This window comes from Micromonospora sp. NPDC085948 (genome assembly GCF_040686315.1).
GTDB lineage: Bacteria > Actinomycetota > Actinomycetes > Mycobacteriales > Micromonosporaceae > Micromonospora.
On the sequence record NZ_JBFBJW010000001.1, the window covers coordinates 1,129,919 to 1,156,614 of the forward strand.

20 protein-coding genes are annotated in these 26,696 nt (G+C 71.0%); 10 read left to right on the forward strand and 10 right to left on the reverse strand.

Translation table 11 applies throughout. From position 1 onward, the window contains the following. Positions 1–206: 206 nt before the first annotated feature. The 3 genes from AB0O48_RS05450 to AB0O48_RS05460 all read left to right on the forward strand — a co-directional run bounded on the left by AB0O48_RS05450 (position 207) and on the right by AB0O48_RS05460 (position 6,882). On the forward strand, positions 207–3,002 hold the full coding sequence (locus AB0O48_RS05450; protein WP_357251574.1) for an immune inhibitor A domain-containing protein: 2,796 nt from the start codon (positions 207–209) through the stop codon (positions 3,000–3,002). Between the two features lie 343 nt (positions 3,003–3,345). Then, entirely contained in the window at positions 3,346–5,799 is a 2,454-nt protein-coding gene (locus tag AB0O48_RS05455) for an immune inhibitor A domain-containing protein (RefSeq protein WP_357572102.1), read from the forward strand. A 150-nt stretch (positions 5,800–5,949) separates the two neighbouring features. Then, complete coding sequence (locus AB0O48_RS05460; RefSeq protein WP_357571921.1) at positions 5,950–6,882, forward strand: alpha/beta hydrolase; 933 nt, start codon at positions 5,950–5,952, stop codon at positions 6,880–6,882. A 4-nt stretch (positions 6,883–6,886) separates the two neighbouring features. On the opposite strand, the gene AB0O48_RS05465 is transcribed toward AB0O48_RS05460, so the two are convergent. Together AB0O48_RS05465 and AB0O48_RS05470 are read right to left on the reverse strand one after the other, a co-directional pair. After that, positions 6,887–7,252: a hypothetical protein gene (locus AB0O48_RS05465; RefSeq protein ID WP_365063145.1), complete on the reverse strand. Its 366-nt coding sequence runs from the start codon at positions 7,250–7,252 to the stop codon at positions 6,887–6,889. Continuing rightward, positions 7,249–10,152 (reverse strand): SseB family protein, encoded by a 2,904-nt coding sequence (locus tag AB0O48_RS05470; protein ID WP_365063148.1) that lies wholly within the window; start codon positions 10,150–10,152, stop codon positions 7,249–7,251. Before AB0O48_RS05470 ends, AB0O48_RS05465 begins: the two co-directional genes overlap by 4 nt. Positions 10,153–10,304: 152 nt before the next feature. Between AB0O48_RS05470 and mycP the strand changes: the two genes are divergently transcribed. Further along, positions 10,305–11,528 carry a type VII secretion-associated serine protease mycosin gene (gene mycP / locus AB0O48_RS05475; protein WP_357251562.1) on the forward strand — a complete coding sequence of 408 codons (1,224 nt, stop codon included), beginning with the start codon at positions 10,305–10,307 and terminating at the stop codon, positions 11,526–11,528. A gap of 85 nt (positions 11,529–11,613) precedes the next feature. On the opposite strand, the gene AB0O48_RS05480 is transcribed toward mycP, so the two are convergent. Together AB0O48_RS05480 and AB0O48_RS05485 are read right to left on the reverse strand one after the other, a co-directional pair. Further along, a complete protein-coding gene (locus AB0O48_RS05480; protein WP_357251558.1) occupies positions 11,614–11,907 on the reverse strand; it encodes a WXG100 family type VII secretion target in 294 nt (97 codons plus the stop codon). Positions 11,908–11,929: 22 nt separating this feature from the next. Then, the gene (locus AB0O48_RS05485; RefSeq protein ID WP_357251555.1) at positions 11,930–12,250 is read right to left on the reverse strand and encodes a WXG100 family type VII secretion target; all 321 of its coding nucleotides are present in this window, start codon (positions 12,248–12,250) and stop codon (positions 11,930–11,932) included. Positions 12,251–12,694: 444 nt separating this feature from the next. Here AB0O48_RS05485 and eccE point away from each other — a divergent pair, with 444 nt between their 5' ends. From eccE to rarD, 4 genes are all read left to right on the forward strand, one after another. After that, a complete protein-coding gene (gene eccE, locus AB0O48_RS05490) occupies positions 12,695–14,461 on the forward strand; it encodes a type VII secretion protein EccE (RefSeq protein WP_365063294.1) in 1,767 nt (588 codons plus the stop codon). Positions 14,462–14,522: 61 nt separating this feature from the next. Continuing rightward, a complete protein-coding gene (locus AB0O48_RS05495; RefSeq protein WP_365063153.1) occupies positions 14,523–14,909 on the forward strand; it encodes a phage holin family protein in 387 nt (128 codons plus the stop codon). A 115-nt stretch (positions 14,910–15,024) separates the two neighbouring features. Further along, entirely contained in the window at positions 15,025–15,522 is a 498-nt protein-coding gene (locus tag AB0O48_RS05500) for a GNAT family N-acetyltransferase (protein WP_365063156.1), read from the forward strand. Next, positions 15,519–16,439 carry an EamA family transporter RarD gene (gene rarD, locus AB0O48_RS05505; RefSeq protein WP_357571916.1) on the forward strand — a complete coding sequence of 307 codons (921 nt, stop codon included), beginning with the start codon at positions 15,519–15,521 and terminating at the stop codon, positions 16,437–16,439. The genes AB0O48_RS05500 and rarD overlap by 4 nt, the downstream gene beginning before the upstream one ends. 24 nt (positions 16,440–16,463) lie before the next feature. On the opposite strand, the gene AB0O48_RS05510 is transcribed toward rarD, so the two are convergent. Together AB0O48_RS05510 and AB0O48_RS05515 are read right to left on the reverse strand one after the other, a co-directional pair. Further along, on the reverse strand, positions 16,464–17,183 hold the full coding sequence (locus AB0O48_RS05510) for a zf-HC2 domain-containing protein (protein ID WP_357251541.1): 720 nt from the start codon (positions 17,181–17,183) through the stop codon (positions 16,464–16,466). Next, on the reverse strand, positions 17,180–17,674 hold the full coding sequence (locus tag AB0O48_RS05515; RefSeq protein WP_357252026.1) for a sigma-70 family RNA polymerase sigma factor: 495 nt from the start codon (positions 17,672–17,674) through the stop codon (positions 17,180–17,182). Before AB0O48_RS05515 ends, AB0O48_RS05510 begins: the two co-directional genes overlap by 4 nt. A gap of 248 nt (positions 17,675–17,922) precedes the next feature. On the opposite strand from AB0O48_RS05515, the gene AB0O48_RS05520 reads away from it, so the two are divergent. After that, the gene (locus tag AB0O48_RS05520; RefSeq protein ID WP_365063161.1) at positions 17,923–20,037 is read left to right on the forward strand and encodes a PhoX family phosphatase; all 2,115 of its coding nucleotides are present in this window, start codon (positions 17,923–17,925) and stop codon (positions 20,035–20,037) included. A 111-nt stretch (positions 20,038–20,148) separates the two neighbouring features. Here the strand turns inward: AB0O48_RS05520 and AB0O48_RS05525 are convergent, their stop codons facing one another. Next, positions 20,149–20,931 carry an IclR family transcriptional regulator C-terminal domain-containing protein gene (locus AB0O48_RS05525; RefSeq protein WP_357571914.1) on the reverse strand — a complete coding sequence of 261 codons (783 nt, stop codon included), beginning with the start codon at positions 20,929–20,931 and terminating at the stop codon, positions 20,149–20,151. Positions 20,932–21,085: 154 nt separating this feature from the next. Between AB0O48_RS05525 and AB0O48_RS05530 the strand changes: the two genes are divergently transcribed. Then, positions 21,086–22,276, forward strand: a complete 1,191-nt coding sequence (locus AB0O48_RS05530) for an MFS transporter (RefSeq protein ID WP_357251531.1) — start codon at positions 21,086–21,088, stop codon at positions 22,274–22,276. A gap of 97 nt (positions 22,277–22,373) precedes the next feature. Here the strand turns inward: AB0O48_RS05530 and AB0O48_RS05535 are convergent, their stop codons facing one another. The 3 genes from AB0O48_RS05535 to AB0O48_RS05545 all read right to left on the reverse strand — a co-directional run bounded on the left by AB0O48_RS05535 (position 22,374) and on the right by AB0O48_RS05545 (position 26,632). Then, positions 22,374–23,459 carry a polyprenyl synthetase family protein gene (locus tag AB0O48_RS05535; protein ID WP_357251529.1) on the reverse strand — a complete coding sequence of 362 codons (1,086 nt, stop codon included), beginning with the start codon at positions 23,457–23,459 and terminating at the stop codon, positions 22,374–22,376. Positions 23,460–23,549: 90 nt separating this feature from the next. Beyond that, positions 23,550–25,103 carry an NADH-quinone oxidoreductase subunit NuoN gene (nuoN, locus tag AB0O48_RS05540; protein ID WP_357251526.1) on the reverse strand — a complete coding sequence of 518 codons (1,554 nt, stop codon included), beginning with the start codon at positions 25,101–25,103 and terminating at the stop codon, positions 23,550–23,552. Beyond that, the gene (locus tag AB0O48_RS05545; protein ID WP_357251524.1) at positions 25,100–26,632 is read right to left on the reverse strand and encodes an NADH-quinone oxidoreductase subunit M; all 1,533 of its coding nucleotides are present in this window, start codon (positions 26,630–26,632) and stop codon (positions 25,100–25,102) included. The genes nuoN and AB0O48_RS05545 overlap by 4 nt, the downstream gene beginning before the upstream one ends. Between the last annotated feature and the right edge of the window lie 64 nt (positions 26,633–26,696).

The window sequence follows — 26,696 nt, forward strand, 5'->3', positions numbered from 1 at the left end:
CGGGTACGACTCACACCGGCGCGCGACTGTCACATCGGTCGGTCGGCTGACCCGATAGCGGCTAAACGGCCACAGACGGTGGGCCACCTCTGTCCTTTCGGCCAGTTGTGACTTAGGTTCACGCAGGTTGGCAGAGTTCGACACTCGTCACATCGACGGTCGAGCAACCCCACGTCCTCCTCCCCATGCCCGAGAAACGGAGCGGCATGAACCACAAAACCCAGTCCGGGTCGCGGCGACGACTACTCGTCGCACTGCCCGCCATCGCCCTCGCGGCCACGTCACTGACCGTGACCGGCAGCGCGGCAGCCCAGTCGGCGTCCCCGACGCCCCGGGCGGTGATCGGCGCGGATGAGCACTACATCAACTACGCCGAGCCCGAGGTGCAGCCGGACACCACCGGCCGCGAGGTGAAGGGCAAGGGTGGCGTCTACACCCCTGCCATGCAGTCCGCGCGCGAGTTCGACCAGAAGCACGCTCGGGGCAACCCGGTGACCGCGCGGCAGCTGGCCAAGGACGAGGCCAAGTCGCTGAAGACCGGCCAGAACCCCCGCAAGTTCAAGAAGGCGCCGACCACGCAGACGGCGAAGCTGTTGACGCTGCTTGTCGAGTTCAACGACAAGGCCAACGACGACTTCACCGACGTGATGGTGCCGAAGACGGTGTTCGAGGACCGCACCTGCGTGCCCGGCACCGTGCAGAACGGCCCGAAGCACAACAAGATCCCGGACCCGTCGCGGCTGCCGCACGAGGACAACAACTCGATGTGGGTGCCGGACTTCTCGCCGTCGCACTACAACAAGATGCTCTACAGCAAGAAGGGCATCACCGAGCGGGTCCGCACGGACCTGCGGGGCCCGGACGGCAAGAAGGGCATCGACCTGTCCGGCCGCACCATGCACAACATGTACCTGGAGATGTCCAAGAACGCGTACACGGTGGACGGGCAGTCCAGCCCGTGGATCACCGTGCCGCACTCGGAGGGCTGGTACGCGGCCAACCGCTGCTTCCAGGACGAGACCGGCGCGTGGGTTCCCGGCCGTGAGCAGTCGATGAACGGCCACCCGGACAACCCGGCCGGCGCGGGCCGCCTGGCGACCGACGCGATCGACGCGCTCGTCGCGAAGGACCCGACCTTCCCGTGGGCCGACTACGACATCGAGGACCAGGCCGACCGCGACGGTGACGGCAACGTCTACGAGCCGGACGGCGTGATCGACCACCTCGTGCTGGTGCACGCCGGGCAGGGCAAGTCCCGCGGTGGCGGCGACCAGGGCGTGTACGCCGTGTGGGCGCACTCCTCCACGGTCGCCGGTGGTTACACCATCCCGGGCACCAACCTGAAGGCGTCGAACTACATCGTGCAGCCGGAGGACGCCGGCGTCGGCGTCTTCGCCCACGAGTTCGGCCACGACCTGGGCCTGCCGGACCTCTACGACACGTCCGGCAACGCCGACTCCGACGTGGACTTCTGGGACCTGATGGCCTCGGGCTCGCACTCGGGTGAGATCTTCCAGGCGCTGCCCACGCACATGGGCATCTGGGACAAGTGGGTGCTCGGCTGGGCCGACCCGCTGACCATCCGCCCCGGGTCGAACCCGCGTGAGGTGAAGCTCGGCCAGACCTCGCGTACGCCGATCGACTCCGAGGACGGCATCAAGGTCGACCTGCCGGACAAGGTGACGACGCTGGCCACCCCGCACAGCGGCACCAAGATGTGGCACAGCAACAACGACCAGGAGTGGGCCGACGTCAAGCTGAGCCGCTCGGTCGACGTGCCGGCGGCAGCCGACTCGAAGTTCTGGATGTGGAACAACTACATCATCGAGGAGGACTGGGACTACGGCTTCGTCGAGCTCTCCACCGACGGCGGTACGACCTGGACCGAGCAGAAGGTGTACGACGAGGCCGGCACGGCGGTCACCACGCCGGACGGCTACGCCGACCCGAACGGCCGGATGACCGACTTCGGCGGCAAGAAGTACGGCCTGACCGGCAGCACCGACGGCTGGCGGCACGACTACGTCGACCTGTCGGCGTACGCCGGGACGACCGTGCAGCTGCGACTGCGTCAGGCCACCGACGAGGCGTTCCAGGAGCGCAACTGGTTCGTCGACGACTTCTCGGTCACCGGCGGCGGCGCCACCACCTGGAGTGACGACGTCGAGGGCGGCGCCAACGGCTGGACGGCCACCGTCGGCACCTTCGTCGACACCACCGGCGGGGGCTGGAAGGTCTCCAGCGGCACCGAGGTCCACGCGCAGTTCTACCTCGCCGAGTGGCGCAACTTCGACGGCTTCGACAAGGGCCTGAAGTACGCGTACGACACGATCTACTCGCACGAGGCGTGGAAGGTCGACCGGATCTCGTACAACGCGCCGGGCATGCTCGTGTGGTACCGGGACAGCGCGCTCGGCGACGTCAACCACGTCACCGGGCAGATGACCGCGCTGCCCAGCTACGGCGCGAAGGGCGGGTTGCTCATCGTCGACTCGCACTTCGACCCGTACCGCCGTACCGGCGTGGCGGCCGAGAAGGACCCGTCGGTGACGGACAACCTGCCCAGCCGCCCGCAGTCGGCCAACGCGGCCTTCACGCTCCAGAAGACGTACCCCTTCACGGAGTGCCTGGAGGCGGCGGACGAGCCGTACAGCGAGTACTGCACCAAGTTCAAGGCGCAGGCGCCGGTGAAGTCCTTCACCGATGCCAAGACCTGGTACCCGGGCATCGAGATGCGTGACGGGGCCGCGTACGCCCGGGACAACGACGCGTCGGTTGTCGTTCCGTCGCGCAACAACGCGCCGTACACCACCCGGGTCACCCACCCGGACGGCAGCCCGGCGCCGGAGTTCTACGGCGTCACCCTGGGCGGCGGCGCGATCGTGCTGGGCACCGGCAACCCCGGTGACGCGGGCGTGAACTACGGCGTGTCGCTCACCATCAAGAAGGCCGCGAAGGACAACTCGTCCGCGACGATCTTCGTCACGCCGGCGAAGAAGTGACGATCTGCTGAGCGGTAACCGATAACAGCGGTGTGGTGGGGCCGGTGGCGGAGACGCCTCCGGCCCCACTGTCGTACATCGATCACATAGATCGAGATATGTTGTTGCGTGTCGGCACGATCAGCCCGCCGCAGGTCAATGTGGCTGGTGAAACGCTGGGGGTGTGACGGCGGAACGCATTCCCCACAAAATCTTGCAACAAATCGACGCGTTCGTCTTCCCAGGTGTCCCAGCAGTAACTATGTTCACCCTTGGTCCCACTCGTGGGATCGATCTCCCACCGGCCCGTACCCCCGTGGGGCCGGTTCCCTCACACCGGAGGTACCACGTGCGCAAAGTCGCAGTGGGTCTGCTCGGGCTCTCACTGACGGCGACAGGCCTGGCTTTCGGCCCGTCCGCCTCGGCGGCGCCTCAGCCCAAACTGCCGGTAGCAGCACCCGCCGCTGCCGAACCGCAGGCACTGAAGGATGAGCTCCCCGACACGCTCGAGGACAAGCGCCGTGCCCTGCGCGAGCAGGGTCTCAGCGACGTGCTGAGCGGTCGTAGCAAGCCGATCGAGCGCAACGGCAGCACGGTCGTCAAGGTCGGCGAGGTCGGCAAGGCGGCCACCACCACGGCCAACGCCCGCTCCGCCGCCACCGATCCGCCCACCCAGGATCAGTACGTCGAGCTTGAGCGTGAGCAGACCGACAAGATCTTCGTGATCCTTGCCGAGTTCGGTGACGAGCGGCACCCGTCCTACCCCGACAAGGACATCGAACCGGAGATCGCCGGACCGACGACGTTCGAGGGGCCGCTGCACAACAAGATTCCCGAGCCCAACCGGGCCGTGGACAACTCCACCATCTGGCAGCCGGACTTCAGCCCGGAGCACTTCCGCCAGATCTACTTCGGCACCAACCCGGGCGACGAGTCGCTCAAGCAGTACTACGAGGCGCAGTCCTCGGGTCGCTACAGCGTCGAGGGTGAGGTGACCGACTGGGTAAAGGTCCGGTACAACGAGGCCCGTTACGGTCGCTCCGACGACCCGATCCCGGACCCGCTGCCCGGCCAGCCGATCGACCCGCGGGACGACCGGGCCGTCTGCGCCGACAACGTCTGCTCGAACACCTGGAACCTGATCGCCGACGCCGCCAACCAGTGGGTCGTCGACCAGAAGGCCAAGGGCCGGACCGACGCGCAGATCGCCACCGAGATGAAGTCCTTCGACCAGTGGGACCGGTTCGACTTCGACCACGACGGCAACTTCAACGAGTCCGACGGCTACATCGACCACTTCCAGATCGTCCACTCCGGCGGCGACCAGGCCGACGGTGACCCGCAGCAGGGTGAGGACGCCATCTGGAGCCACCGCTGGTCGGCCTTCAACAGCTCGCCCGTCGGCCCGGCGAACAACCGGGCTGGTGGCACCCAGATCGGCAACACCGGCATCTGGATCCGCGACTACACGATCCAGCCGGAGAACGGCGGCCGCAGCGTCTTCTACCACGAGTACGGCCACGATCTGGGCCTGCCGGACGACTACGGACCCGCGGACAACAACAACGAGCACTGGACCCTGATGGCGCAGAGCCGGCTAGGTGCCAAGAACGACGCCGGCATCGGCGACCGGGGCGGCGACCTCGGTGCGTGGAACAAGTTCCAGCTCGGCTGGCTCGACTACGAGGTGGTCGTCGCAGGCCAGGACAAGAAGGTGGAGCTCGGTCCACAGGAGTACAACTCGAAGGAAGCACAGGCTGTCGTGGTGGTGCTGCCCAAGCGGGAGTACACCTTCAACTACGGCGCACCCGTCGAGGGCTCCAAGCAGTACTTCTCCGGTAATGACGACAACCTCGACAGCAGTATGACGAGGACGTTCGACCTCACCGGCAAGTCCTCCGCGGCACTGTCACTCAAGGGCAAGTACAGCATCGAATCCAACTACGACTACCTCTACTTCGAGGCGTCGACCGATGGCGGCCAGACCTGGATCGACCTGAACGGCACCGCCAACGGCCAGCCGATCGGCGTCGACGGCGCCGGCCGCCCGGCCCTCTCCGGCAGCAGCAACGGCACCTGGGTCGACATCAACATCCCGCTGACGGCGGTCGCCGGCAAGGCGGCGCAGGTTCGCCTGCACTACGTCACCGACGGTGGTGTCTCCGAGGGTGGTTTCTTCGGTGACGCGATCACCGTGACCGCCGACGGTCAGACCGTGTTCAGTGACGGCGCCGAGACCGACGCCGGCTGGGCCCTGGAGGACTTCCAGGTGGTCGGCGCGACCTACACCCGGCTGTTCGACAACTTCTACATCGCCGGCAACCGGTCGTACGTCTCGTACGACAAGTACCTGAAGACCGGCCCGTACTTCTTCGGCTACGCGAACACCCGCCCGGACTGGGTGGACCACTACGCGTACCAGGAGGGCCTGCTCATCTCGTACTGGAACACCCGCTGGTCGGACAACAACACCGCGCCGGCGTCCGAGTCCAACCCGGGTGGTCACCCCGGTGAGGGTCGCAACCTGTACATCGACGCGCACCCGGAGCCGATCTACAACCTGACCGGTGCTCCGTGGCGGGCCCGGATCCAGGTCTACGACGCGCCGTTCAGCCTCAAGAAGGCCGACTCGTTCACCCTGCGCCTCAACAGCCAGCCGCAGTACATCCGTGGTAAGGCTGCGCAGCCCCTGTTCGACGACACCAAGAAGTACTTCTACGAGGAGCTGCCGAACCACGGCGTCAAGCTCCCCGCGACCGGTGTCAAGATCAAGGTTCTGGAGCAGGACGGCACCTCGATGAAGATCCGGATCTTCTGACCGACGATCCCGCACCACCCAGCGGCGCCCGGGCAGCTCGTCTGCCCGGGCGCCGCCCTTTGTCCTCCCGGTAGGGGACAACCCGGGCTTCTCCCTGTTCAACGCGACCGCCGGGGCCGCCTGCGACAACCGGGTCCTAGGCTGTCTGCCATGACCGACCAGCGCGGCGGAGTCGTCGACGAGTCCTGTGTCCTCACCGAGGGGCCGTGGACGCACCGATTCGTCGGCGCCAACGGCACCCGGTTCCATGTGGTCGAGGCCGGCACCGGGCCGATGGTGCTCTTCCTGCACGGCTTCCCGGAGCACTGGTGGGCGTGGCACCAGATGCTGCCGGCGGTCGCCGACGCCGGCTTCCGGGCGGTCGCCGTCGACCTGCGCGGCTACGGCGCCAGCGACAAACCACCCCGGGGGTACGACGGTTACACCCTCGCGGCCGACATCGCCGGGTTGATCCGTGCGCTCGGTGAACGGTCGGCGACGATCGTCGGCAGCGGCGTCGGCGGCATGGTGGGCTGGACGGTGGCCTCCTTCCATCCGCCCCTGGTCCGCCGCCTCGTGGTGTTGGGGGCACCACATCCGCTGCGACTGCGCGCCGGCATCTTCGCCGACCCGCGCGGGCAGTTCGCCGCCTCCACACCCGCGCTGAAGTTTCAGCTACCCCGCTACGAGCACGTACTGACCCGGGACGGCGCGGCGGCCATCGCGGAGATCCTGCGTCGCTGGGGTGGGTCACGTTGGGTCGCCGGGCCGGACTTCGAGGCGTACGCCGAGCGGTGCCGGGAGGCGATGTGCATCCCGCAGGCCGCGTTCTGCGCGCTCGAGGGTTACCGCTGGGCGTTCCGCTCGCTGCTGCGGCTGCACGGCTACCGGTTCGTCCGCCTCATGCAGAAGCCGCTGGCCACCCCGACCCTGCAACTGCACGGCGCACTGGACACCGCCTCCCTGCCGCGTACCGCCCTGGGCTCCGGCCGCTACGTCGTCGCCCCCTACGAGTGGCGGCTGCTGGACGGGGTGGGGCACTTTCCGCACCTGGAGGCACCGGAGTTGGTGCTCGGCGAAATCCTGCGCTGGGCCAAGAGCTGACCGCTCAGACCCGCTGCTCCCGGAGGTCGGTGACCTCGGAGGCCGGCGCCCAACCCTGGTAGACGCCGAAGTCGAAGACCTCCAGCCGCATCGCCTCGGCCACCGGCCAGCGGCCACCCGTGTATTCGACCCGCAACCAGGCGTCGTGCTCGCCAAGCACGATGAATGGCTGCCCCTGCCAGGTGCAGGTGGTCCGGACGTACGCCAGGTCCTCGACCTCGCTTGCCGGCAGCACCCGGACGTACCGGCCGGCGCGGACCTCCTCGAAGCCCTCGCCCGGCTCTCGTTGGTAGAGGCGGATGCTGTCGCCATCGGGGCTGGCCTGGTATTCCCGGCCCTGCCACCGGGCCACGTAACCGTCGCGCATCACGCCTCACCGACCCGTCGCCAGACCACCGTGTCGGTGTCCAGTTCGGCGATCACCCGCTCGGTGCTGTCCGCGCCGATCCGCCAGAGCTGTGCGCCGTGCGGAAGGCGCGCGCTGTCCACCTTGAACTCGGCCACCACGTCGCTGCTCTCCCCCGGGGCGAAGCCGTTGCCCCGGAAGGGGGGACGCTCGATGACCCACCCCTCCATGGCCCGCATCGCCGGCTCGTTCTGACCGCCGTAGGGGATCCGGTAGAGGCTCGGCCGGTGCGCCGGCCAGCGCAGCACGTAGATCTCCTCGGCGTCCCGGGCGAACGGCGAACCGGGGTAGCTGAGGCCGAGCGCGTCGTGCACCTGCGCGGGCGTGGTCAGGTGGGCCAGCTCACCGGCCCGGTGCACGAAGCCGGAGACCCGGTCGTACCCGCGATCCAGGTAGTAGGCGAGTTGGCTGGGCGCGACCGCCTTCTGCATGACCGTCGGTCGGGTCGGGTCGACCGCCGTGGGGGCGTACCGGGGGCGGGCGGTGGGCTCCGCCACGGCCGGCGCTTCCTCCGGGTCCACCTCCAGGTCGTCGCCGAGCCCCACCTCGGCGGCCCAGTTGGCCAACGCGACGATCTGCTCACCGGGCAGCTTGGCACCGACCGGCGTGCCCGGGTTCACCGCGAACGACCAGTCCTCGTCGGGCCACCGCCGGATCAGTTGGGCGAACTTCACGCGGACGGTGACCACGTCGCCCTCGACGTGGTCGGCGAGGCGTTCCGGTGACGTGTAGACCACCACGTACGTCTCACCGTCGAGCTGCGCCGTCCGCCAGACGAAGCCCGAATCACCGGGACGGCTGCCCGGCAGCGAATCCGGGGCGGCCGGTAGCAGCACCCGGGCCAGCAGCAGGGTGGACAGGAACGTGTCGGTGCTGCCGGCACCTGCGGCACCGAGGAGGTCCTCCTCGACGGTGTTGGCCGGCTCGAACTCGACCGGGGCCGGCTCGTCGACGGGCGGCGGCTGTCCGGCGGCGTCCACGGTCGCGTGCTCGCCGCCGACCCGATCCGCGCCGGTCACGCCGACCGACGAGCCGTCGACGTCGGTGCGATCGCCACCGACCGCGACGCCGCCGCGGTCGTCGGTGTGCCCACTGCCGACGCCGCCGAGGTCGTCCGGGGTGTGGCCCCCGTCCGACGGGCCGCTGGAGGGCGGCGCCGATGGACTCGGACCGGGGTCGAACGACGCGGGACCGGACGGGCTGGGGCTGAAGGACGACGGCCGGAACAGGTCCGGACCGGAGGGCGCCGGCACGTACGGCGGCGGGGCGGCCTGGGCCGGGCGGGACGGCCGGGCCGCGTCGAACAGACCGCTGGTCTCGACCGGCTCGGTGAGGTCGCGGGACTCGATGATGGTGCCCTCGATGACGATGGGCGTGAAGCCGCGGCGCGGCGCGGGCGGGCTGGAGACCGGTTCCGCGACGGACGCCGACAACTCCTCCACCGGCCCGAATCGGCTCGGCCGGTCGTGCGGGATCGCCTGGGTCTCGTCCGCCGACGGGCTGGGCCGCTCCGACACCCGGCTCAGCGGCTGCTCACCTGTCATCCGGAAGGCGCGGGTCGGCTCCTCGGCCATCGGGGCTGGTCGGCGCGGTGGCAGGGGCTGGGTGATCTCCTCGCCGGGCGCGGGTGCGCGTACCCCTCGGAACGCGCCGAGGTCGCCGGCCGGCGGTCGCAGCGGCCTGGTGGCGTCCGGGTCCGCCATCGGGAAGGCCCGGGTAGCGGCCTCCTCGGCCGGCGCATCGGCCGGACGGCGACGGGGGAAGGGTTGGCTGCCGCGCCCGAAGCGGGTCGGCGGGGCCGCCCGGTCAGCGGAGCGCCCCCCGCCCAGCGGCGGGTCGGACGCCCGCTCCCGGGCGGTGGTGGGTTCGAAGAAGGAGCGCCGCGCGGGCTGGGGGCCGCCGTTGCCGTTGGCCGCTGCCGGGCCGTCGGCGTCGCTGGGCCGGTTCGCTGCCGGCCAGCCCACGCCCGGCCCGGGGGCGTCGGCCGGACCGGACCCGGAACGATCGGCGGGCTTCAACGGCGTGAACCGGGATGGCCGACCGCTGCGGGGCAGCGCGCCGATGCCCGGCGCTCCGGGTTGGGGCGGATCGCTCGGGTGTCGCTGACCGGCGGCGGGCAGATCCTCCTCGTAGGGTCGGCGCGACGGCGCGACGGGGCCGGGCGTCCGCGACGTCGGGCCGGGCACCGGCGGGGCGCCGGCGGCCCGGGACGCCGGACCCCACGCGGCCCTCCGAGGCGGAACCGGAGCCGGCGGCACCGGGGCAGGGGGGACCGGGGCAGGGGGGACCGGAGCAGCGGGAACCGGGGCAGGCGGGACCAGAGCAGGCGGGACCGGAGTGGGGCCGGACGGTGTCGCAGCCGTCGTGGGAGGCGATCCAGCAGCCGGCGCGGTGTCCCGACCGGGCGTGCCGGTGCGGGTACGGGCCAGGGTCTCCGCCCGCTCCAACCGGGCGCGGGCACCCATGGCACGGCCGGGTAGGCGCACGTCGCCCCGGGAGAGCTGCGACACGAACCACGCCGGCAGGTAGCCCTCGACCGGCAGACCCGGGTTGACCGCGAGCCACCACTCCTGGTTGGGCCAGCCGACCGCGAGGTCGGCGAAGGGAACGCGTCGGTTGGTGCCGGGGTGCTCACCGAGGCAGACCCGCAGGGCGGCGGCGGATGTGAAGGCCAGCACGTGCGTCCGGCCACCGGTGGTCCAGGTGCCCCACCCGGGCGGGGCCTGGCCGGGCTGCGCCGGCGCGGAGACCGGCAGCAACAGGTCGGTGCGGGACAGGAGTCGGAAGTAGAGCTCCTGATCGTTGGCGCTCAGCGCGTCGCGCATCGCCACCTCGGCCTCCGTGGCCGGCTCCCATGCGGTCACGGCCACCTCCCCTTCCGAGAACAGGCCACAGGTATCGCGTACAACCTACAAGGTGGTACCAAGATCACAATGGCTGGCCGTCGGCGGCCCGCCGGGGCGCGGGCGAGCCGATAACATCCCGTTCCGGAGCCGACACGATACGGAGGCTGTCGATGTCCCGATCGATCACGCGCCCGGTCCTCGCAGGTCTGGCCGTCAGCGTGCTGACCGTACCGGTCCTCCCGACCGTCGCCGCCACCGCCAGGCTCCGGACGGCACCGGCGTGCGCGACCCCACTCGCCCCCGTCCAGCCGGTCACGGCCACACCGTGGCCACAGCAGCGGTACGACCCGACCCGGCTCGCGCCGCTGGCCACCGGCGCCGGGGTGACCGTCGCGGTGGTCGACTCGGGGGTGGACCGGGTGCACCCCCAACTGGCGGGGCGCGTGCTGGCCGGCACCGATCTGCTCGACCCCGGCGGTGACGGCAGTCGGGACTGCGCCGGGCACGGCACCGGTGTGGCGAGCATCATCGCGGCCGCGCCCCAGCCCGGAGTCGCCTTCCGCGGCCTGGCGCCGGATGCCCGGATCATGCCGGTGCGGGTGAGTGAGCAGCAGGTGGTGCAGGGGCGCGAGTCGGGGCGCACGGTCAGCGCCGACGAGTTCGCCCAGGCCATCCGGTGGGCCGTCGACCACGACGCCGACGTGGTGAACCTGTCGGTCGTGTTGTACGCGGACGACCCGGAAGTAAGTTCGGCCGTGCGGTACGCCGTCGACCGGGACGTGGTGCTGGTGGCCGCCGCCGGCAACCTGCACGACGGCGGGGATCCCCGACCGTTTCCTGCCGGCTACGACGGGGTGCTCGGCGTGGGGGCGATCGGCGCGGACGGTGGACGGGCGGCCTTTTCGCAGACCGGTTCGTACGTCGACCTGGTCGCGCCGGGCAGCGACGTGCTGACCGCCGCGCCCGGGTCGGGCCATCATCAGGTCGAGGGCACCAGCTACGCCGCGCCGTTCGTGGCCGCCACCGCCGCGTTGCTGCGCGAGTACCGGCCCGAGTTGACCGCAGCCCAGATCGCGGAACGGATCGTCGCCACCGCCGATCCGGCTCCCGACGCGGGCCACGGCGGCGGGTACGGTGCCGGCGTGCTGAACCCGTACCGGGCGGTCACCGAGACCAGCGGTGGCCGCGCGGCCGATCCTCGACCGGTGGCCGTGCTCGCCGACGACCGGGCCGACCCGGCACTGCTGGCCCGCCAGGCCCGCCGGGCGACCGCGCAGAGGCGCGCCCTGCTGGTCGCCGCGGTAGTCGGCACGGTGGCGGCCAGCGTGGCGCTGCTCGCTCTGGTGGTGCCCCACGGAGCCCGGCGACGCTGGCGCCCGGCCGACCCGGCCTGACCCCGACAGCCGACCGCCCGGACCGACGACCTCCGGCGGGCGGGTGGCTGACCGGGACACGGTCAGCGCTCCCGACCCACCGCGTTCACTGGAACAGCCCGGTGTTCTTCTTTTCGGTGTCCAGGTAGTCGGTGGCCGAGTCGTGCACCGCCACCTTGATGTCCCGCAACATCGCCTGGAGATCCTGCGAGGCGGACCGCCACCGTGCCTGCCGCTGCTCGTAGGCCTGACGGGCCTCACCCGTCCAACTCGCCACCAGCGGGGCGGCGTCTCGTTCGAGTTGACCGAGCTGCGAGTCGAGCGTGTTCAGCGCCTTTTGAATGTCCGCGCCGGCCTGCTGAAGCGCGGCGAAGTTGACGACCAGCACACCATGGTCCATCGGATTTCCCTCCCGAGCGGGATCAGAGCGGCAGCTGGATGCCGCCGCGATTGGTGCCGGCAACCCGGCTGGCCACCTCGTCGTCGGAGACGTCGTACTGCCGGCCGGCGGTGCGGATCGCCCCGGCGGTCTCCCGCAGCGCCCGGTGCAGCGCCACCTGGTCCTGGGACCACTGCTGTTTGACCTGCTCGAACGACCGGCCGCCAGCACCACGCCAGGCCTGCTGCAACACCTGCAGCTCGGCCAGCAGGCCGGTCAACATGGACTGCAACGACTGGTCGATCTGCTCGAACTTCGCGGCGGTCTGCTGCATCACCGCGGCTTCTGCCTGGGTCTGGGACACCCGGACGTCACCTCGTCTCCCTGATCGCGCCTTGGCCGTCGACGCGCCCGCCCTGTGAACGCGTCGTTCGCTTGGCCCGGTCGTCGAGCACTGAGACGCGGGTCAGCGATGACTTCGTGGCTGACGGTAGCGGCCTCGTTGCGGTTCTGCTACCCCTGACGTCTCCCCTGTGGACAACCACATGAGCCATCGGTCGCTTACGATGTGCCGCAGCCACGTCGCGGCGAGTGACGGGCCGTCGGAGGGCGGGCCGGTCGCCGGGACCCCGGTCCCACTGGTCGAGGAGGCACGGTGCCGGCGATCACCACCGGAGGGCCGCACCCGGCGACCCCGGTCGGGTCCGGGCCGAGTGCCAGCCCGCGAGCGATCGGGCCGGATGAGCCGGCCGGCACCGAGGTCAGCCTGCACCCCACCGGTCCGCACACCGCCCGCCGCCGGTCACCCCTGGACCGCCGGGCCTGGTCCGAGCGGCGGGCCGGCACCGGGGTACGGGCCGGTCAACTGGTCACCGCGCAGGTTGCGGCAGCGCTCGTCCTTACCGCCGTGGGCCGGCCCGCGCCGATCGTCGTCACTGCCGCACTGGTGGCCGCGCTGCTGCTGGCGGTCGCCGGGGTCCGGTTCCGGGGTCGGTGGCTCTTCGAGTGGCTGGGCACCGCGGTCGGGCACCTGACCCGCCGCCGGGCGCTCGCCGGCCCGACGGGGGCGGCCGAACTGCTCGACCTGGTCGCTCCCGGCACCGTCGTCCGCTCGACGGAGCTGACCGGCGGTCCGGCCGCCGTCCTGGTGGACACCGCGGGCCTGGTGGCGCTACTGGAGCTCGGCGACCCCGGTGACCTGCTCGGTGACGTGTCCCGGGTGATCCCCGCACCGGCCGCGTTGCTGCCCCCGGCCGGTCCGGACGTGCCCCCGCTGCGGGTCCAACTGCTGCTCGCCGGGTCGCCCGCGCCGGTGCCGGCCGTGGGTGGCACGGCCGGCACGTCGTACCGGCAGCTCACCGACGGGCGGCTCGCCGGGCGGGAGCGGGCGGTGGTGGCGATCCGGGTGCCGCGGGTGGACGGGTGGTCCGAGGACGACCTGCGCCGGGTGCTCGCCGGCACGGTACGTCGCGTCGTCCGCCGGCTCGGACCGCTGACCGCGCGGCCACTCGGCGTACCCGCGGCCCTGCGCGTCCTGGCCGAGCTGGCTCACCACGACGGCCATCCGGTACGGGAGTCCTGGCCGGCCCTGCGCACCGGCGCCCTGGTGCAGGCCACCTTCCGGCTGGTCCGGTGGCCGGAGTCGGGCGCTCCGGGTGGGCCGCGGCTGGTGCCCCGGATGCTCGCGCTGCCGGCGACCGCGACGACCGTGTCGATCACCGCGGGCCCGTCGCCGAGCACCGGTGCCGGCCCGGCGCCGACCGAGCTGACCGTACGGCTGACCGCCACGACGGCGACCGAGCTGACCGCCGCCACCGACGCGCTGCAACGGCTGGTGACCGACCTGGGCGGGGAACTGCGACGTCTCGACGGTGCACACCTGCCCGGGTTGGCCGCCACGCTGCCGCTGGCGCTGACCACACCCGGGGCGTGGCCACGCATCGCGATGGACGACTGGGAGCTGACCCTGGGCGACGCGGGCATGATGGTCGGCACGAATCGGCATGGCCGGGCCGTCACCGTGCGACTCTTCCGGCCGGAGAGCACCCGGGTGCTGCTGGTCGGCGGGGTGCGCGCGGCGCAGTTGGTGGCCCTGCGCGCACTGGCACTCGGGGCGCTGGTGGTGGTGCAGACCGCGCGGCCACGCACCTGGGAGCCGTTCGTCCGGGGGGTGGGCGCACCGGGCGGGACGATCCCGCTGCTCCCGCCCGGTCGACGGGTCGCCGACGGAGTGGGCACCGCCCTGCGTCCGTTGCTGCTGGTCGTCGACGCCGGGCCGGTGCCGGCGGAGGCCGAGCCGGATCCGCCGTGGCGGGCCACGCTTGTCGTACGGGACGAGTTGACCCCCGCCGACGTCGACGCGTTGAGCCGGGCCGACCTCGCGTTGCTGCAACCGCTTGACGACGGCGAGGCCGCGCTGGCCGGCGCCGCCCTGGGGCTGGGCGGCTCGGCCGAGTGGCTGACCCGGATCCGGGACGACATGGTCGCCGTGGTCAACCGGCGGGCGCTGCGCTGGGCGCTGCTCTCCCCCACGCCGATCGAGGCACAACTGATCGGTCGGCCGGGCCGCGGCTGACCCACCGGCATGGTCAACTGGCGGGTTACGCCGGTGCGAGGTCCGTGGCACGATCCCCGCCATGGGTTTTCTGAAAGGTCTGCTGATTCGGCTGGCCAGCACAGCGCTGGCATTCTGGCTGGCCACACTCCTCATTCCGGGCATCTCGTTGGAGTCGGACTCCGCCGTCGAGACGGTCATCGCGCTGCTCCTGGTAGCGGTGATCTTCGGCGTGGTCAACGCGGTCCTCCAGCCGGTCATCAAGACCGTCGGCTGTGGCTTCTACCTGTTGACCCTGGGTCTCATCGCGCTTGTGGTGAACGGGCTGCTGTTCCTGCTCACCAGTTGGATCGCCGACCAGGCGGGGCTGCCGTTCACGGTGGACGGTTTCTGGCCGGCCGCGGTGCTCGGTGCCCTGTTCGTGAGCATCGTGACCTGGATCCTCGGCGCCGTCCTCGACCGGGACTGACCGTCCACGGGCCGGCGTCGATCCGGCCCACCGAGGCTGTGACCACGACCGGCCAATGACCAGGATCTGGGAATTGGCCGGTCTGGCCGCCCATCGGGGCGGCTAGCGTCGATGCGTGTTCTCGTTGACTCGCACCGACGGTTACCTGCTCAGCACCGACCCCGACCGACTCGATCTGGCCCGCGTGCATCTCTGGTTGTCCACCGACGCGTACTGGGCGCTCGGTCGGGACCGGGAGACCACGGCACGGGCGTTCGCCGGCTCGCTGCCGTTCGGCGTCTACCGACCCGAGGACGGCCAGCAGGTGGCGGTGGCCCGGGTGGTCACCGACGGCGCCACCTTCGCGTGGCTCTGCGACGTGTACGTCGACCGCGCCGCCCGCGGCCGCGGGCTGGGCGGCTGGCTGGCCGGCGCGATCCGCGACCACCTGGACGATCTCGGCGTGCGCCGGATCCTGCTGATCACGAACGACGCGCACGGGGTGTACGCGCGGGCGGGTTTCACGCCGTTGGACGTGCCGGAGCGGTGGATGCAGCTCGACCGGCGTACGCCGGTGACCCCGGTCACCAGAAAGGAGCAAACTGACAGTACGCCCCTTACGGTGGAGGGGTGACGCCACTCCGCCTGGGATACCTCTACGGCTTCGGCGCGTACCTGCTCTGGGGCTTCTTTCCGTTGTATCTCAGGCTGTTGCGGCCGGCCGGGCCGCTGGAGGTGCTGGCCCACCGGATCGTCTGGTCGGTGGTCTTCGTGGCCCTGCTGCTGGCGGCGCTGCGCAACATCGGCTTCCTGCGGGCGCTGGTCCGACGTCCCTGGGCGATGGCCGGGATCGTCGCCGCCGCCATGCTGATCGCCATCAACTGGGGCACCTACATCTACGGGGTCAATTCCAACCGGGTGGTCGAGACGGCGCTCGGCTACTTCATCAATCCGCTGGTCGTGGTGCTGCTCGGCGTGACCGTGCTGCGGGAGCGGCTACGTCCGGCGCAGTGGCTGGCGCTGGGAATCGGCGCGTCGGCGGTCGTGGTGCTCACCGTGGACTACGGCCGGGTGCCCTGGTTGGCGTTGACGCTGGCGTTCAGTTTCGCCGGCTACGGCCTGGTCAAGAAGCGGCTCGGGCTGCCGCCGGCGGAGGGTCTCTTCGTCGAGTCGGCGGTGCTGGCACTGCCGGCGTTGGGCTACCTGGCCTGGCTCACCAGCCGCGGGCAGTCCACTTTCGGCCACGTCTCGGCCGGGCACACCGCGCTGCTGGTGCTTGCCGGCGCGGCCACGGCGATCCCGCTGCTCCTGTTCGCCGGGGCGACCAACCGGCTACCCCTGAGCGGCCTCGGCATGATCCAGTATCTGGCGCCGATCCTCCAGCTCGGCTGCGGCGTGCTGATCTTCCATGAGCCGATGCCGCCAGCCCGCCTCGCCGGGTTCGCGCTGGTGTGGCTGGCCCTGATCGTCTTCACCGCCGACGCCGTCCGAAGCTCCCGCCGGTCCCACCGCACCCGTGCCGCGGCCGAGACACCCGTCCCAGCCCTCTGACCCACCCCTCAGGGCCTGGGCAGGTCAGGGGACCGCGTACGTCAGCAGGGGCGTGCCGTCGGATCGTTGGAGTTCCACGCTGACCAGCTCGGCGTCGGTGAAGCGGGTGAGGCCGGAGAAGCTGAGGTCGTCGCCGGGGGCCGCGAGCCAGGAGCCGATCTGCTCGCTGCTGCCGTTCGGACCGTGCGCCACCAGCCGGAACGGGTACGCCTTGCCGTAGCTCGTCCGCGCGTCGTACCCGCAGTGCATGGTCACCCGGGTGCCCCACTTGGTGCCGATCAGCCCGATGTCGGCGTGCACCGGCCCGGTGCTGGCCACCGGACGCATGGCGACCATCGACACCTGCGGTGCCGGTGTGCTGCCCTGGGCGACCGGCGGGCCGGGCGTGCTGGCGGGCCGGGGCAGCACCACGGCGGTGCCCACACCGACGAGCACGGCCAGCCCGGCGGCGGCCAGGGTGGTCAGCGCGAACCGTCGCCGGTCCGTGGCGCGTTCCCGACGCCGACGACGCCGGGCCTCCTCCAACAGCGCGGGCACCCGGGGCGGGGCCGGCGGCGGCAGGATCTGCTCCAACCCCACCGGGTCGAGCCGTCCGAGCAACCCGGGCAGGACGGCGATCTCGGCGACCGCCTCCCGGCAGGACGCGCAGCCGCCAAGGTGCCGCTCGTAGGCCGCCCGCTCGGCGGGGGCCAGGGCACCCAGCACGTACGCGCCGTCGTCGTGCGCGAACTCGCACCGGGTCATCCCGTCACTCCCATCTCAGCCAGGACCAACCGTAGGGACCGCAGCGCGTAGTGGGTGCGGGACTTCACGGTCCCCGGTGGCACGCCCAGGCGGGATGCCGCCTCGGCCACCGACCGTCCCTGGTAGAAGCACTCGACGAGCACTTCCCGGTGGGTCGGGCTGAGCCGGTTGAGCGCCTCGGCGACGGTCCACGCCTCCACCGCCCGCTCGGCCTCGTCGATCACCTCGGGCGGTTCGGGAAGGTCGTCGGTGAAGACCTCACCGACCCGGGTGGAACGCCGCCGCCAGGCGTCGATGGCCAGGTTCCGGGCGGTGGTGAAGAGCCAGGACCGCACCGAGCCGCGTTGCGGGTCGAGCGACTCCGGATGTCGCCAGGCCCGCAGCAGCGTCTCCTGCACCAGGTCCTCGGCTCGCTGCCGGTCGCCGTTGACCAGCCGCAGGGCGTGCGCGTACAGCGCCTCCGCGTGCTCGTCGTGCAGCGCGCGCAGCAGTTGGGCGTCGTGGTCGCTGATGGCGGTCTCCCTCGCTTCCGGCGCGCGTCCGGCGTTGCGTTCGCTCGGGAATACGTGCGGTCACGCCGATCGGTTCAGCCCGAGGTCAGACCGGTTACGTGCGGTAGCCGCCCGCACAGGTGTTCACGGCCGGTTCACATCCTGGCCGACGGGTGCTCACCACGTCCTCCTAGCGTCCGCCTGGTACGCCGCCTGCCGTGCCACCGACTTCTCTGGAGGCTTCCCCCATGAGCGACCGCCCCCGGCTGCTCCCCCTGTTGACCGGCACCCGCCATGGCACCCGTGACGCCATGACCTGTCTGTACCGCTGCGGAAACGCCTGTGACCACCCGGTACCGAACACCTCCGACAACGCGTACTTCGGAGACGTGGTGAACGCGGAGGTCTCGCGGCGCGGCGTGGTCCGGGCCGGCGCGGTCGGCGCGCTGGTCCTGGGCTTCGGCGGCGCGGCTGCCGGTGCGGCCCCGGCCCTGGCTGCCCCCGCCACCCCGGACGTCCCGGAGTCCTTCGGTTTCGGCCGGCCCAGCACCGGGGTCGGCAACGGCGCGCTGACCTTCAAGCCGATTCCACCGAACAAGTTGGACACCCTGGTCGTCCCGAACGGCTACGACCACGCCGTGGTGATCAAGTGGGGTGACCCGGTGCTGCCGGGTGCGCCCGAGTTCGACCTGCACCACCAGACCGCCGCGGCGCAGTCCAAGCAGTTCGGTTACAACAACGACTTCGTGGGCGTGCTGCCGCTGGACAAGCAGGGCAAGCGGGCGCTGCTCGTGGTCAACCACGAGTACACCAACGAGGACCTGATGTTCCCGGGCTTCCCCGGCCTGGACGGGCTCTCCGTCGAGCAGCTCCGCACCGCCATGGCCGCGCACGGCATGTCGGTGGTGGAGTTGGAGCGGGTCGCGGGCACCGGGCAGTGGAAGCCTGTCGACTCCGGTCGGAGGCCGTACAACCGGCGGGTCACCGCGCTCAGCACCAGGTTCGACCTGACCGGCCCGGCCGCCGGTTCGGCCTGGCTGCGGACCGCCGCCGACCCCAAGGGTCGTACGGTCGTCGGCACGCTCAACAACTGCGCCGGTGGCGTGACCCCGTGGGGCACGGTGCTCTCCGGTGAGGAGAACTTCAACCAGTACTTCGTGGGCGCCGACGCCGCGCCGGCCGAGCTGAAGCCGAAGCTGGACCGCTACGGCATCGGCACCGCGAGCCGCTATCCCAGCGGCAGCCGCAAGTGGGAGCGCGCCGACGAGCGCTTCGACCTGGCCAAGCACCCCAACGAGGCGCACCGGTTCGGCTGGGTCGTGGAGATCGACCCGTTCGACCCGGAGAGCCGCCCCCGCAAGCACACCGCGATGGGCCGGTTCAAGCACGAGGGCGCGAACGTGATCGTCGCGAAGGACGGCCACGTGGTCGCGTACATGGGCGACGACGAGCGTTTCGACTACCTCTACAAGTTCGTCTCGGACCAGAAGTTCCTCAAGGGCAACTCCTGGGCCGCCCGCAAGCACAACCTGACCCTGCTGGAGTCCGGCACGCTCTACGTGGCGAAGCTCGACCAGACCAGCGCCGCCGAGATCGACGGCTCGGGCCAACTCCCCACCGACGGCGCGTTCAACGGCCGGGGGCGCTGGATCAAGCTGGTCAGCGGCAACCGGTCGTTCGTCGACGGAATGACCGCCGCGGACGTGCTCACCTTCACCCGGCTGGCCGGCGACAAGGTCGGCGCGACCAAGATGGACCGCCCCGAGGACGTGGAGCCGAGTCAGCTCACCGGCAAGGTGTACGTGGCGCTCACCAACAACACCGACCGCGGTAAGGCCGGCAAGGCCGCGGCGGACGAGGCCAACCCGCGCAACGCCAACAAGCACGGGCAGATCCTGGAGCTGGTCGAGGACCGCAACGACAACACCGCGGAGACCTTCGCCTGGTCGCTGCCGATCGTCTGCGGCGACCCGACCGACCCGTCGACCTTCTTCGCCGGGTACGACAAGACCAGGGTCTCCCCGATCTCCTGCCCGGACAACGTCGCCTTCGACGCCACCGGCAACCTGTGGATCTCCACCGACGGTAACGCGCTGGGCAGCAACGACGGCCTCTTCGCCACCGCCGTCGAGGGCCCGGAGCGGGGTCACCTCAAGCAGTTCCTGACCGTGCCGCTCGGCGCGGAGACCTGCGGCCCGTTCATCACCGGCGACAACCGCTCGGTCTTCGTCGCCGTGCAGCACCCGGGCGAGATCACCGGCGCCTCGGTGGAGAACCCGGCCTCGAACTGGCCCGACGGCGACTACGCCAAGCCGGGCGTGGTGGTCACCTGGCGTCTCGACGGCGGCCCGGTGGGCAGCTGACGGTGCCGCCACGGTCGGTGGATCGCTGAACGTCACTCACGGCGGGTCCGGCGCTGGACCGCCACGAGAGGCCCTCTCCCAGCCCGGGAGAGGGCCTCTCGCCGTCGGGGGTCAGGTGTCGCCGGCGATGCCGTCGGCGACGCTGCGGGCGACGGTGAGCAGTTTGGCGCGGACCACCCGGGCGGAGGTCATCATCTCGCTGGCCGGCAACGCGCAGGCCAGCACGACCCGGCGTTCCATGTCCTTGTCCGGCGCGACGAGCACCGCCGCACACGCCACCCCCTGGCGGAACTGCCCCATCTCCAGTTGCATGCCACGCCGGTCGCCGGCGGCCAGGTCGGCCTCGAACGCCTCGCTGGTGGTCAGCGTGGCGCTGGTGAACGGGCGCATGCCGTACTCCCGCAGATAGCGGTAGCGCTGATCGACGGTCAGGGTGGCGAGCAGTGACTTGCCGAGAGCCGTCGCGTGCGCCCCCTCGTCGAAGCCGGGGACCAGATCCTCCAGATAGGGCGAGCGGTGCCCCTCGGCGACCGCCGTGAGGGCCACCTGTCCGCCGACGAAGCGACCCAGGAAGTGGCTGTAGCCGGTGTCCAGAGCGGCCCGCCGCAGCGTCTCACCGACCACCGGCGGGCCGCGGAACGCCGTGACCAACTCCCGGTACCGGTCGGCCACCTCCAACCCCACGATGTACGTGCCGTCCTCGCGACGAATCACGTAACCCTCGTAGGCGAGCGTGCGGACCAGGTGGTAGGTGGTGGCCACCGTCAGCTCACACCGCCGGGCGATCTGCTTGACGGTCAGGCCTTTCGGGGCACGACCTACCGACTCCAACACCCGCAGCGCTCGGGACACGCTGCGGATCAGATCCGAAGGTTCTGCCAAGGGGTCGCGCACAACCACCTCCGCCGCCGGGGACTTACACCATATGAAAAACAGGCCCAGTGCGAAATGCCTGTTCGGGTGGAGGATGCCAGATCATCACCAACAGCGTGTACCCCGGTGGTCACCATGAGTTGCTTGAGTAGGGTTCACGTAGCTTTGCCGGACGATGACCAACACCGTCTCCACCTCCGACCCGACCATCGCCCGACCCCGCCCGGTCCGGGCCAGCGCCGGCGCAGTCGTCACCACCGTGGCCTGCGTACTGCCCGTGTTCCTGCTCGGTGGTCTCGCCGTGCAGATGGGCGCGGACCTCGGCTTCTCCCCCGCCGGCCTCGGCCTGGCCGTGGCCGTCTACTTCGGGGTCAGCGCGCTGACCTCGGTACCCTCCGGCCGGCTGGTCGAGCGGTACGGGCCGGCCCTGGTGGCCCGCTGCGGCATCCTGCTGGCCGCCGGGTCGATGCTGGCCGTGGCCGCCCTCGCCCGGTCGTACCCGACGCTCGTCGGCCTGCTGGCGCTCAGCGCCGCCGCGAACGCGCTCGGCCAGTTGGCCAGCAACGCGGCGTTGGCCCAGCACGTGCCGGCCCGACGTCAAGGGCTGTCGTTCGGCGTCAAACAGGCCGCCATCCCCGCCTCCACCCTGCTGGCCGGAGCGGCGGTGCCGGCCTTCGCGCTCACCGTGGGCTGGCGCTGGGCGTTCGTGGCGGCCGCCGTGGCCGCGCTGACGACGCTGCCCGCCGTACCCCGGCAGTTGCCCGGACCGGCGCGGCGGGCCGACGCGGCACGCGCGGGTCGGGCGACGGTGGCGCTCGTGGTGATCGGCGCGGCGGCGACGTTGGCCGCGGCCGCCGCCAACACGCTGGGCACCTTCCTGGTGGACTCCGCTGCGGCTCGGGGCCTCTCGCCCGGCATCGCCGGCCTCACCCTGACCCTGGGCGGCACGGTCTGCATGGTGGCCCGGGTGGGTGCCGGCTGGTTTGCCGATCGGCGCGACACCGGTCACGTCGCCCTCATCGCCGCGATGCTGGTCGTCGGCGCGGCCGGGTTGGCCCTGCTCGCGGCGACCGGCTCGGTGCCGCTGGTGGCCGGCGTGGTGCTCGGCTTCGGCCTGGGTTGGGCCTGGCCCGGCCTGATGAACTTCGCGGTGGTCCGGCTCCACCCGCAGTCACCGGCCACCGCCACCTCGATCACCCAGACCGGGGTGTACGCGGGCGGCTGTCTCGGCCCGCTGAGCCTCGGCCCACTCGCCGCCCACCTCGGCTACTCCGCGATGTGGACAACGGCGTCCGTGGCGATGCTGCTCGCCGCCGCTCTCATGCTCGTCGGCGGTCGCCTGTTGGCCCGCCCCACCCCGCCGTGATCATGACGTTGTCGTCGGATCACACGGGGGCGTGTTGCGGCGGTAACCTCATGATCACCGCCGAGCGGCGGAGGTGCTGGGGTGCGGACCGCAGGGGTCAGCTGGTGCGGTCGGCGATGTAGTCGCAGAGCGATTCGAGGGCCTGCCGGGACGGACCCTGCGGAAGCGGGTCCAGACGCGCGCGGGCGTCCTCGGCGTAGCTGCGAACGGTCTCCCGGGCGCGCTTGAGCGCCGGGCTCTCCCGCAGGAGCCCCAACGCCTCCGCGTGCAGCGCGTCGTCGGTCAGCGGGCCGGTCGCCAGGATCTCCCGCAGCCGCACCGAGGACGCGTCGGCGTCGTCCGCTGCGCGCGCGTAGAGCACCGGCAACGTCGGGACGCCCTCGCGCAGGTCCGTGCCGGGCGTCTTGCCCGACTGACCCGACTCGGAGGCGATGTCCAGCAGGTCGTCGGAGAGCTGGAAGGCGACGCCGATCGTCTCGCCGTACCCGGCGAGCGCCTCCACGTGCTCCGCGGGGGCGCCACCGAACATCCCGCCGAACCGGGCCGACGTGGCGATGAGCGAGCCGGTCTTCTCGGCGATCACGTGCAGGTAGTGGGTCACCGGATCGTCGTCGACGCGCGGACCGACGGTCTCCGCGATCTGACCGTGCACGAGCCGGGCGAAGGTGCGCGCCTGCAACCGGACCGCCTCCGGGCCCAGATCGGCGGCGATGTCCGCCGCCCGGGCGAAGAGGTAGTCGCCGACCAGGATGGCGACGGAGTTGGTCCAGCGGGAGTTCGCACTCGGCGCGCCCCGACGGACGGCAGCCTCGTCCATCACGTCGTCGTGGTAGAGGGTGGCGAGGTGCGTGAGCTCCATCACCACGGCGGCCGGGACGACCTGCGCGCCGCTGGGGTCGCCGAACTGGGCGCCGAGGGCCACCAGCAGCGGCCGGAAGCGCTTCCCGCCGGCTTCCAGCAGGTGCCGGGCAGCCTCGGTGACGAACGGGTCGGTGCTCGCCACACTGGCCCGCAACTCGACCTCGACCATGTCCAGCACACCGAGCACGGACGCCTCGACGTGGGGATCGGCGAGATGGAGGCCGAGCGCGCCGAACTGACTCGTGCTCGCCCGACCCCGCCGACCGCCGGAGCCGGAGGAACCTGAACGCTCGCCCGCCGGATTCACCACGCTATCAACCATGCCACACCCGTTCTACCTGCTCCGGGCCGGGGATACGCACCGGGGGCCGGCCCGTGAACACGCGCCAACCCCCGGTGATCGTTCCCTCGGTCATCGAACGAATTCGGCAGCTCCGGTGGCCAGTTCGAGCAGCGGCGCCGGGGCGACGCCCAACACCAGGGTCGCCAGTACCCCGATCATCAACGCGGCGGAGGTGAGCCCACCGGGCACGGTGACGGTCGGGGTGGACTCGCCCGGTTCGGACAGCCACATCATCACCACGACCCGCAGGTACGGGAACGCCAGCACCATGCTGGTCAGCACACCGGCGATCACCAGCCAGGTCTGACCACCCTCCAGCGCCGGCCCGAAGACCGCGAACTTGCTCATGAAGCCGCTGGTCAGCGGGATACCGGCGAAGGCCAGCAGGATGAAGGTGAACAGGGCGGCGAAGAACGGCGAGCGGCGGCCCAACCCGGCCCACCGGGACAGGTGGGTGGCCTCCCCGTCGGCGTCGCGCACCAGGGTCACCACCGCGAACGCGGCCAGCACCGAGAAACCGTACGCGACCAGGTAGAACATCGTGCCGGCCAGCCCGTCGCGGCTCGGCGCCAGCACACCGACCAGCAGGTAGCCGGCGTTGGCGATCGAGGAGTACGCGAGCAGCCGCTTGATGTCGGTCTGGGTGACCGCGAGGACCGCGCCGATCAGCATGGTCAGCACCGCCACCACACCGAGGACCGGGGTGAAGTCCCAGTTGGCGTCGGCGAACGCGACGTGGAAGACACGCAGCAGGGCACCGAACGCGGCGACCTTGGTGCAGGCCGCCATGAAACCGGTGACCGGCGTCGGGGCGCCCTGGTAGACGTCCGGGGTCCAGACGTGGAACGGTGCCGCCGCGGCCTTGAAGAGCAGGCCGATGGCGAGCAGCGCCATGCCGGCGAAGAGCAGCACCTGGCTGGACGGCGACTCGCTCACCGCCGCGTTGATGGTGGCGAAGTCGACGCCGGCCACCCGGCCCGGCGTACCGGCGGTGAAGCCGTAGATCAGGGCCACCCCGAACAGGAAGAAGGCGGAGGCGTACGCGCCGAGCAGGAAGTACTTCATCGCGGCCTCCTGACTCAGCAGGCGGCGACGACGGGCCAGCGCGCAGAGCAGGTAGAGCGGCAGCGAGAACACTTCCAGCGCGATGAACATGGTCAGCAGGTCGTTCGCCGCCACGAAGATCAGCATGCCGCCGATCGCGAACGTGGTCAGCGGGTAGACCTCGGTCAGACCGTTGCGCCCCTCGGCCTGCCGCCGGTCGTCGGCCGACTCGGCGGTCACCGCGGCCTGGGCGACGAACGCCCCACCCAACTCGACCGAGCGGTCACCGATCAGCAGCAGCGCCATCGCGGCCAGCACCAGGATCGCGCCCTGGAGGAACAGCGTCGGACCGTCGATCGCGAGGGCCTGGCCGGCGGTGATCATCCGCTCGTCGGCGTTGAGTACCACCATGGTCAGCGCCGCGAGCACCGCCACCAGCGCCACCGTCAACTGCACGACGTGCCGCCAGCGTCGGGGCACGAAGGCCTCGACGAGCACGCCGAGCAGGGCCGTGCCCAGCATGATCAGGATCGGGGAGAGCGCCGCGTAGTCGATCGACGGCAGTTTGAAATCGGTCACTTTGCCGCCTCCTGGACGGTGCCGACCGACGGGGCCGGGTCGGTTCTGCCGATGTCGTCCATGGTCGCCTGGACGGCCGGGTTGATCACGTCAGTGACCGGCTTGGGGAAGAAGCCGAGCAGCACGATCAGGGCGATCAGTGGAGCGACCACGACCTTCTCGCGCAGGTTGAGGTCCCGGCGCATGCCGTCGACCTCGGTGAGCGTCGGGTTGAGAGTGCCCTGGGTGGTGCGCTGCACCATCCACAGCACGTACGCGGCGGCCAGGATGATGCCGAGCGTCGCGATGATCGCGACCGGCTTGTTCACCGTGAAGGTGCCGATCAGCACCAGGAACTCGGAGATGAACGGCGCCGTACCGGGCAGCGCGAGCGAGGCGAGACCGGCGAAGAAGAGCACCCCGGCGAGCACCGGGACCAGCTTGCCGGCACCACCGAAGTCACTGATCAGCGCGGAACCCCGCCGGGAGATCAACATGCCCACCACCAGGAACAGCAGGCCGGTGGCCAGGCCGTGGTTGAGCATGTAGAGCACGGCGCCGGTGCCGGCCTGGGTGGTGAAGGCGAAGATACCCACCCCGATGAACCCGAAGTGCGCGATCGAGGTGTACGACACCAGCCGCTTGAGGTCGTTCTGACCGACCGCCAGCAACGCGGCGTAGACGATGCCGATCACGCCCAACGCCAGCGCCCACGGCGCGAACCACTTCGACGCCTCCGGGAACAGCGGCAGGCAGTAGCGCAGGATGCCGAACGTGCCGACCTTGTCCAGCACGCCGACGAGCAGGGCCGCGGCACCAGCCGGGGCCGCCCCACCGGCGTCGGGCAACCAGGTGTGGAACGGGAAGAACGGCGCCTTGATGGCGAACGCGAGGAAGAAGCCGAGGAACAGCCACCGCCCGGTGCCGGTGCTGATGTCGACCTCCGACAGCTTCTGCCAGTCGAAGGTCTTGCCACCGGCCACCCACAAGCCGATCACGGCGGCCAGCATGAACAGACCGCCGACGAGCGAGTAGAGGAAGAACTTCACCGCCGCGTACTGCCGCTGGTGGCCGCCGTAGCTGCCGATCAGGAAGTACATCGGCACCAGCATGACCTCGAAGAACACGTAGAACAGGAAGACGTCGGCGGCCGCGAAGACACCGATCATCGTGCACTCGAGGACCAGCAGCAGCGCGAAGTAGACAGGCACCGACCGCTTCGACGACTCCGCGTCGTGCCAGGAGGCCAGGATCACCAGCGGCACCAGCACCGCGATCAGCATCAGCATCACCAACGCGATGCCGTCGGCGGCGAACGTGAAGCTGACGCCCCAGTCCGGGATCCACGAGTACGACTCGCGGAACTGGAACCGCTGACCGTCGGCCTTGAAGCTGACCCACATCACCACGGAGAGCACCAGCACCAGCAGTGACCAGACGAACGCCACCTGCTTGGCCAGCTCCGGCCGATGGCGCGGCAGGAAGGCCACCACCAGGGCGCCCACCAGTGGCGCCACGGTGAGCACCGAGAGGAACGGGAAGTTGGACATTATGCGGCCTTACCTCCGTCGTCACTGCGTGGTCCGCCGGCGGGGGCGGCCGGGAACAGGTCGA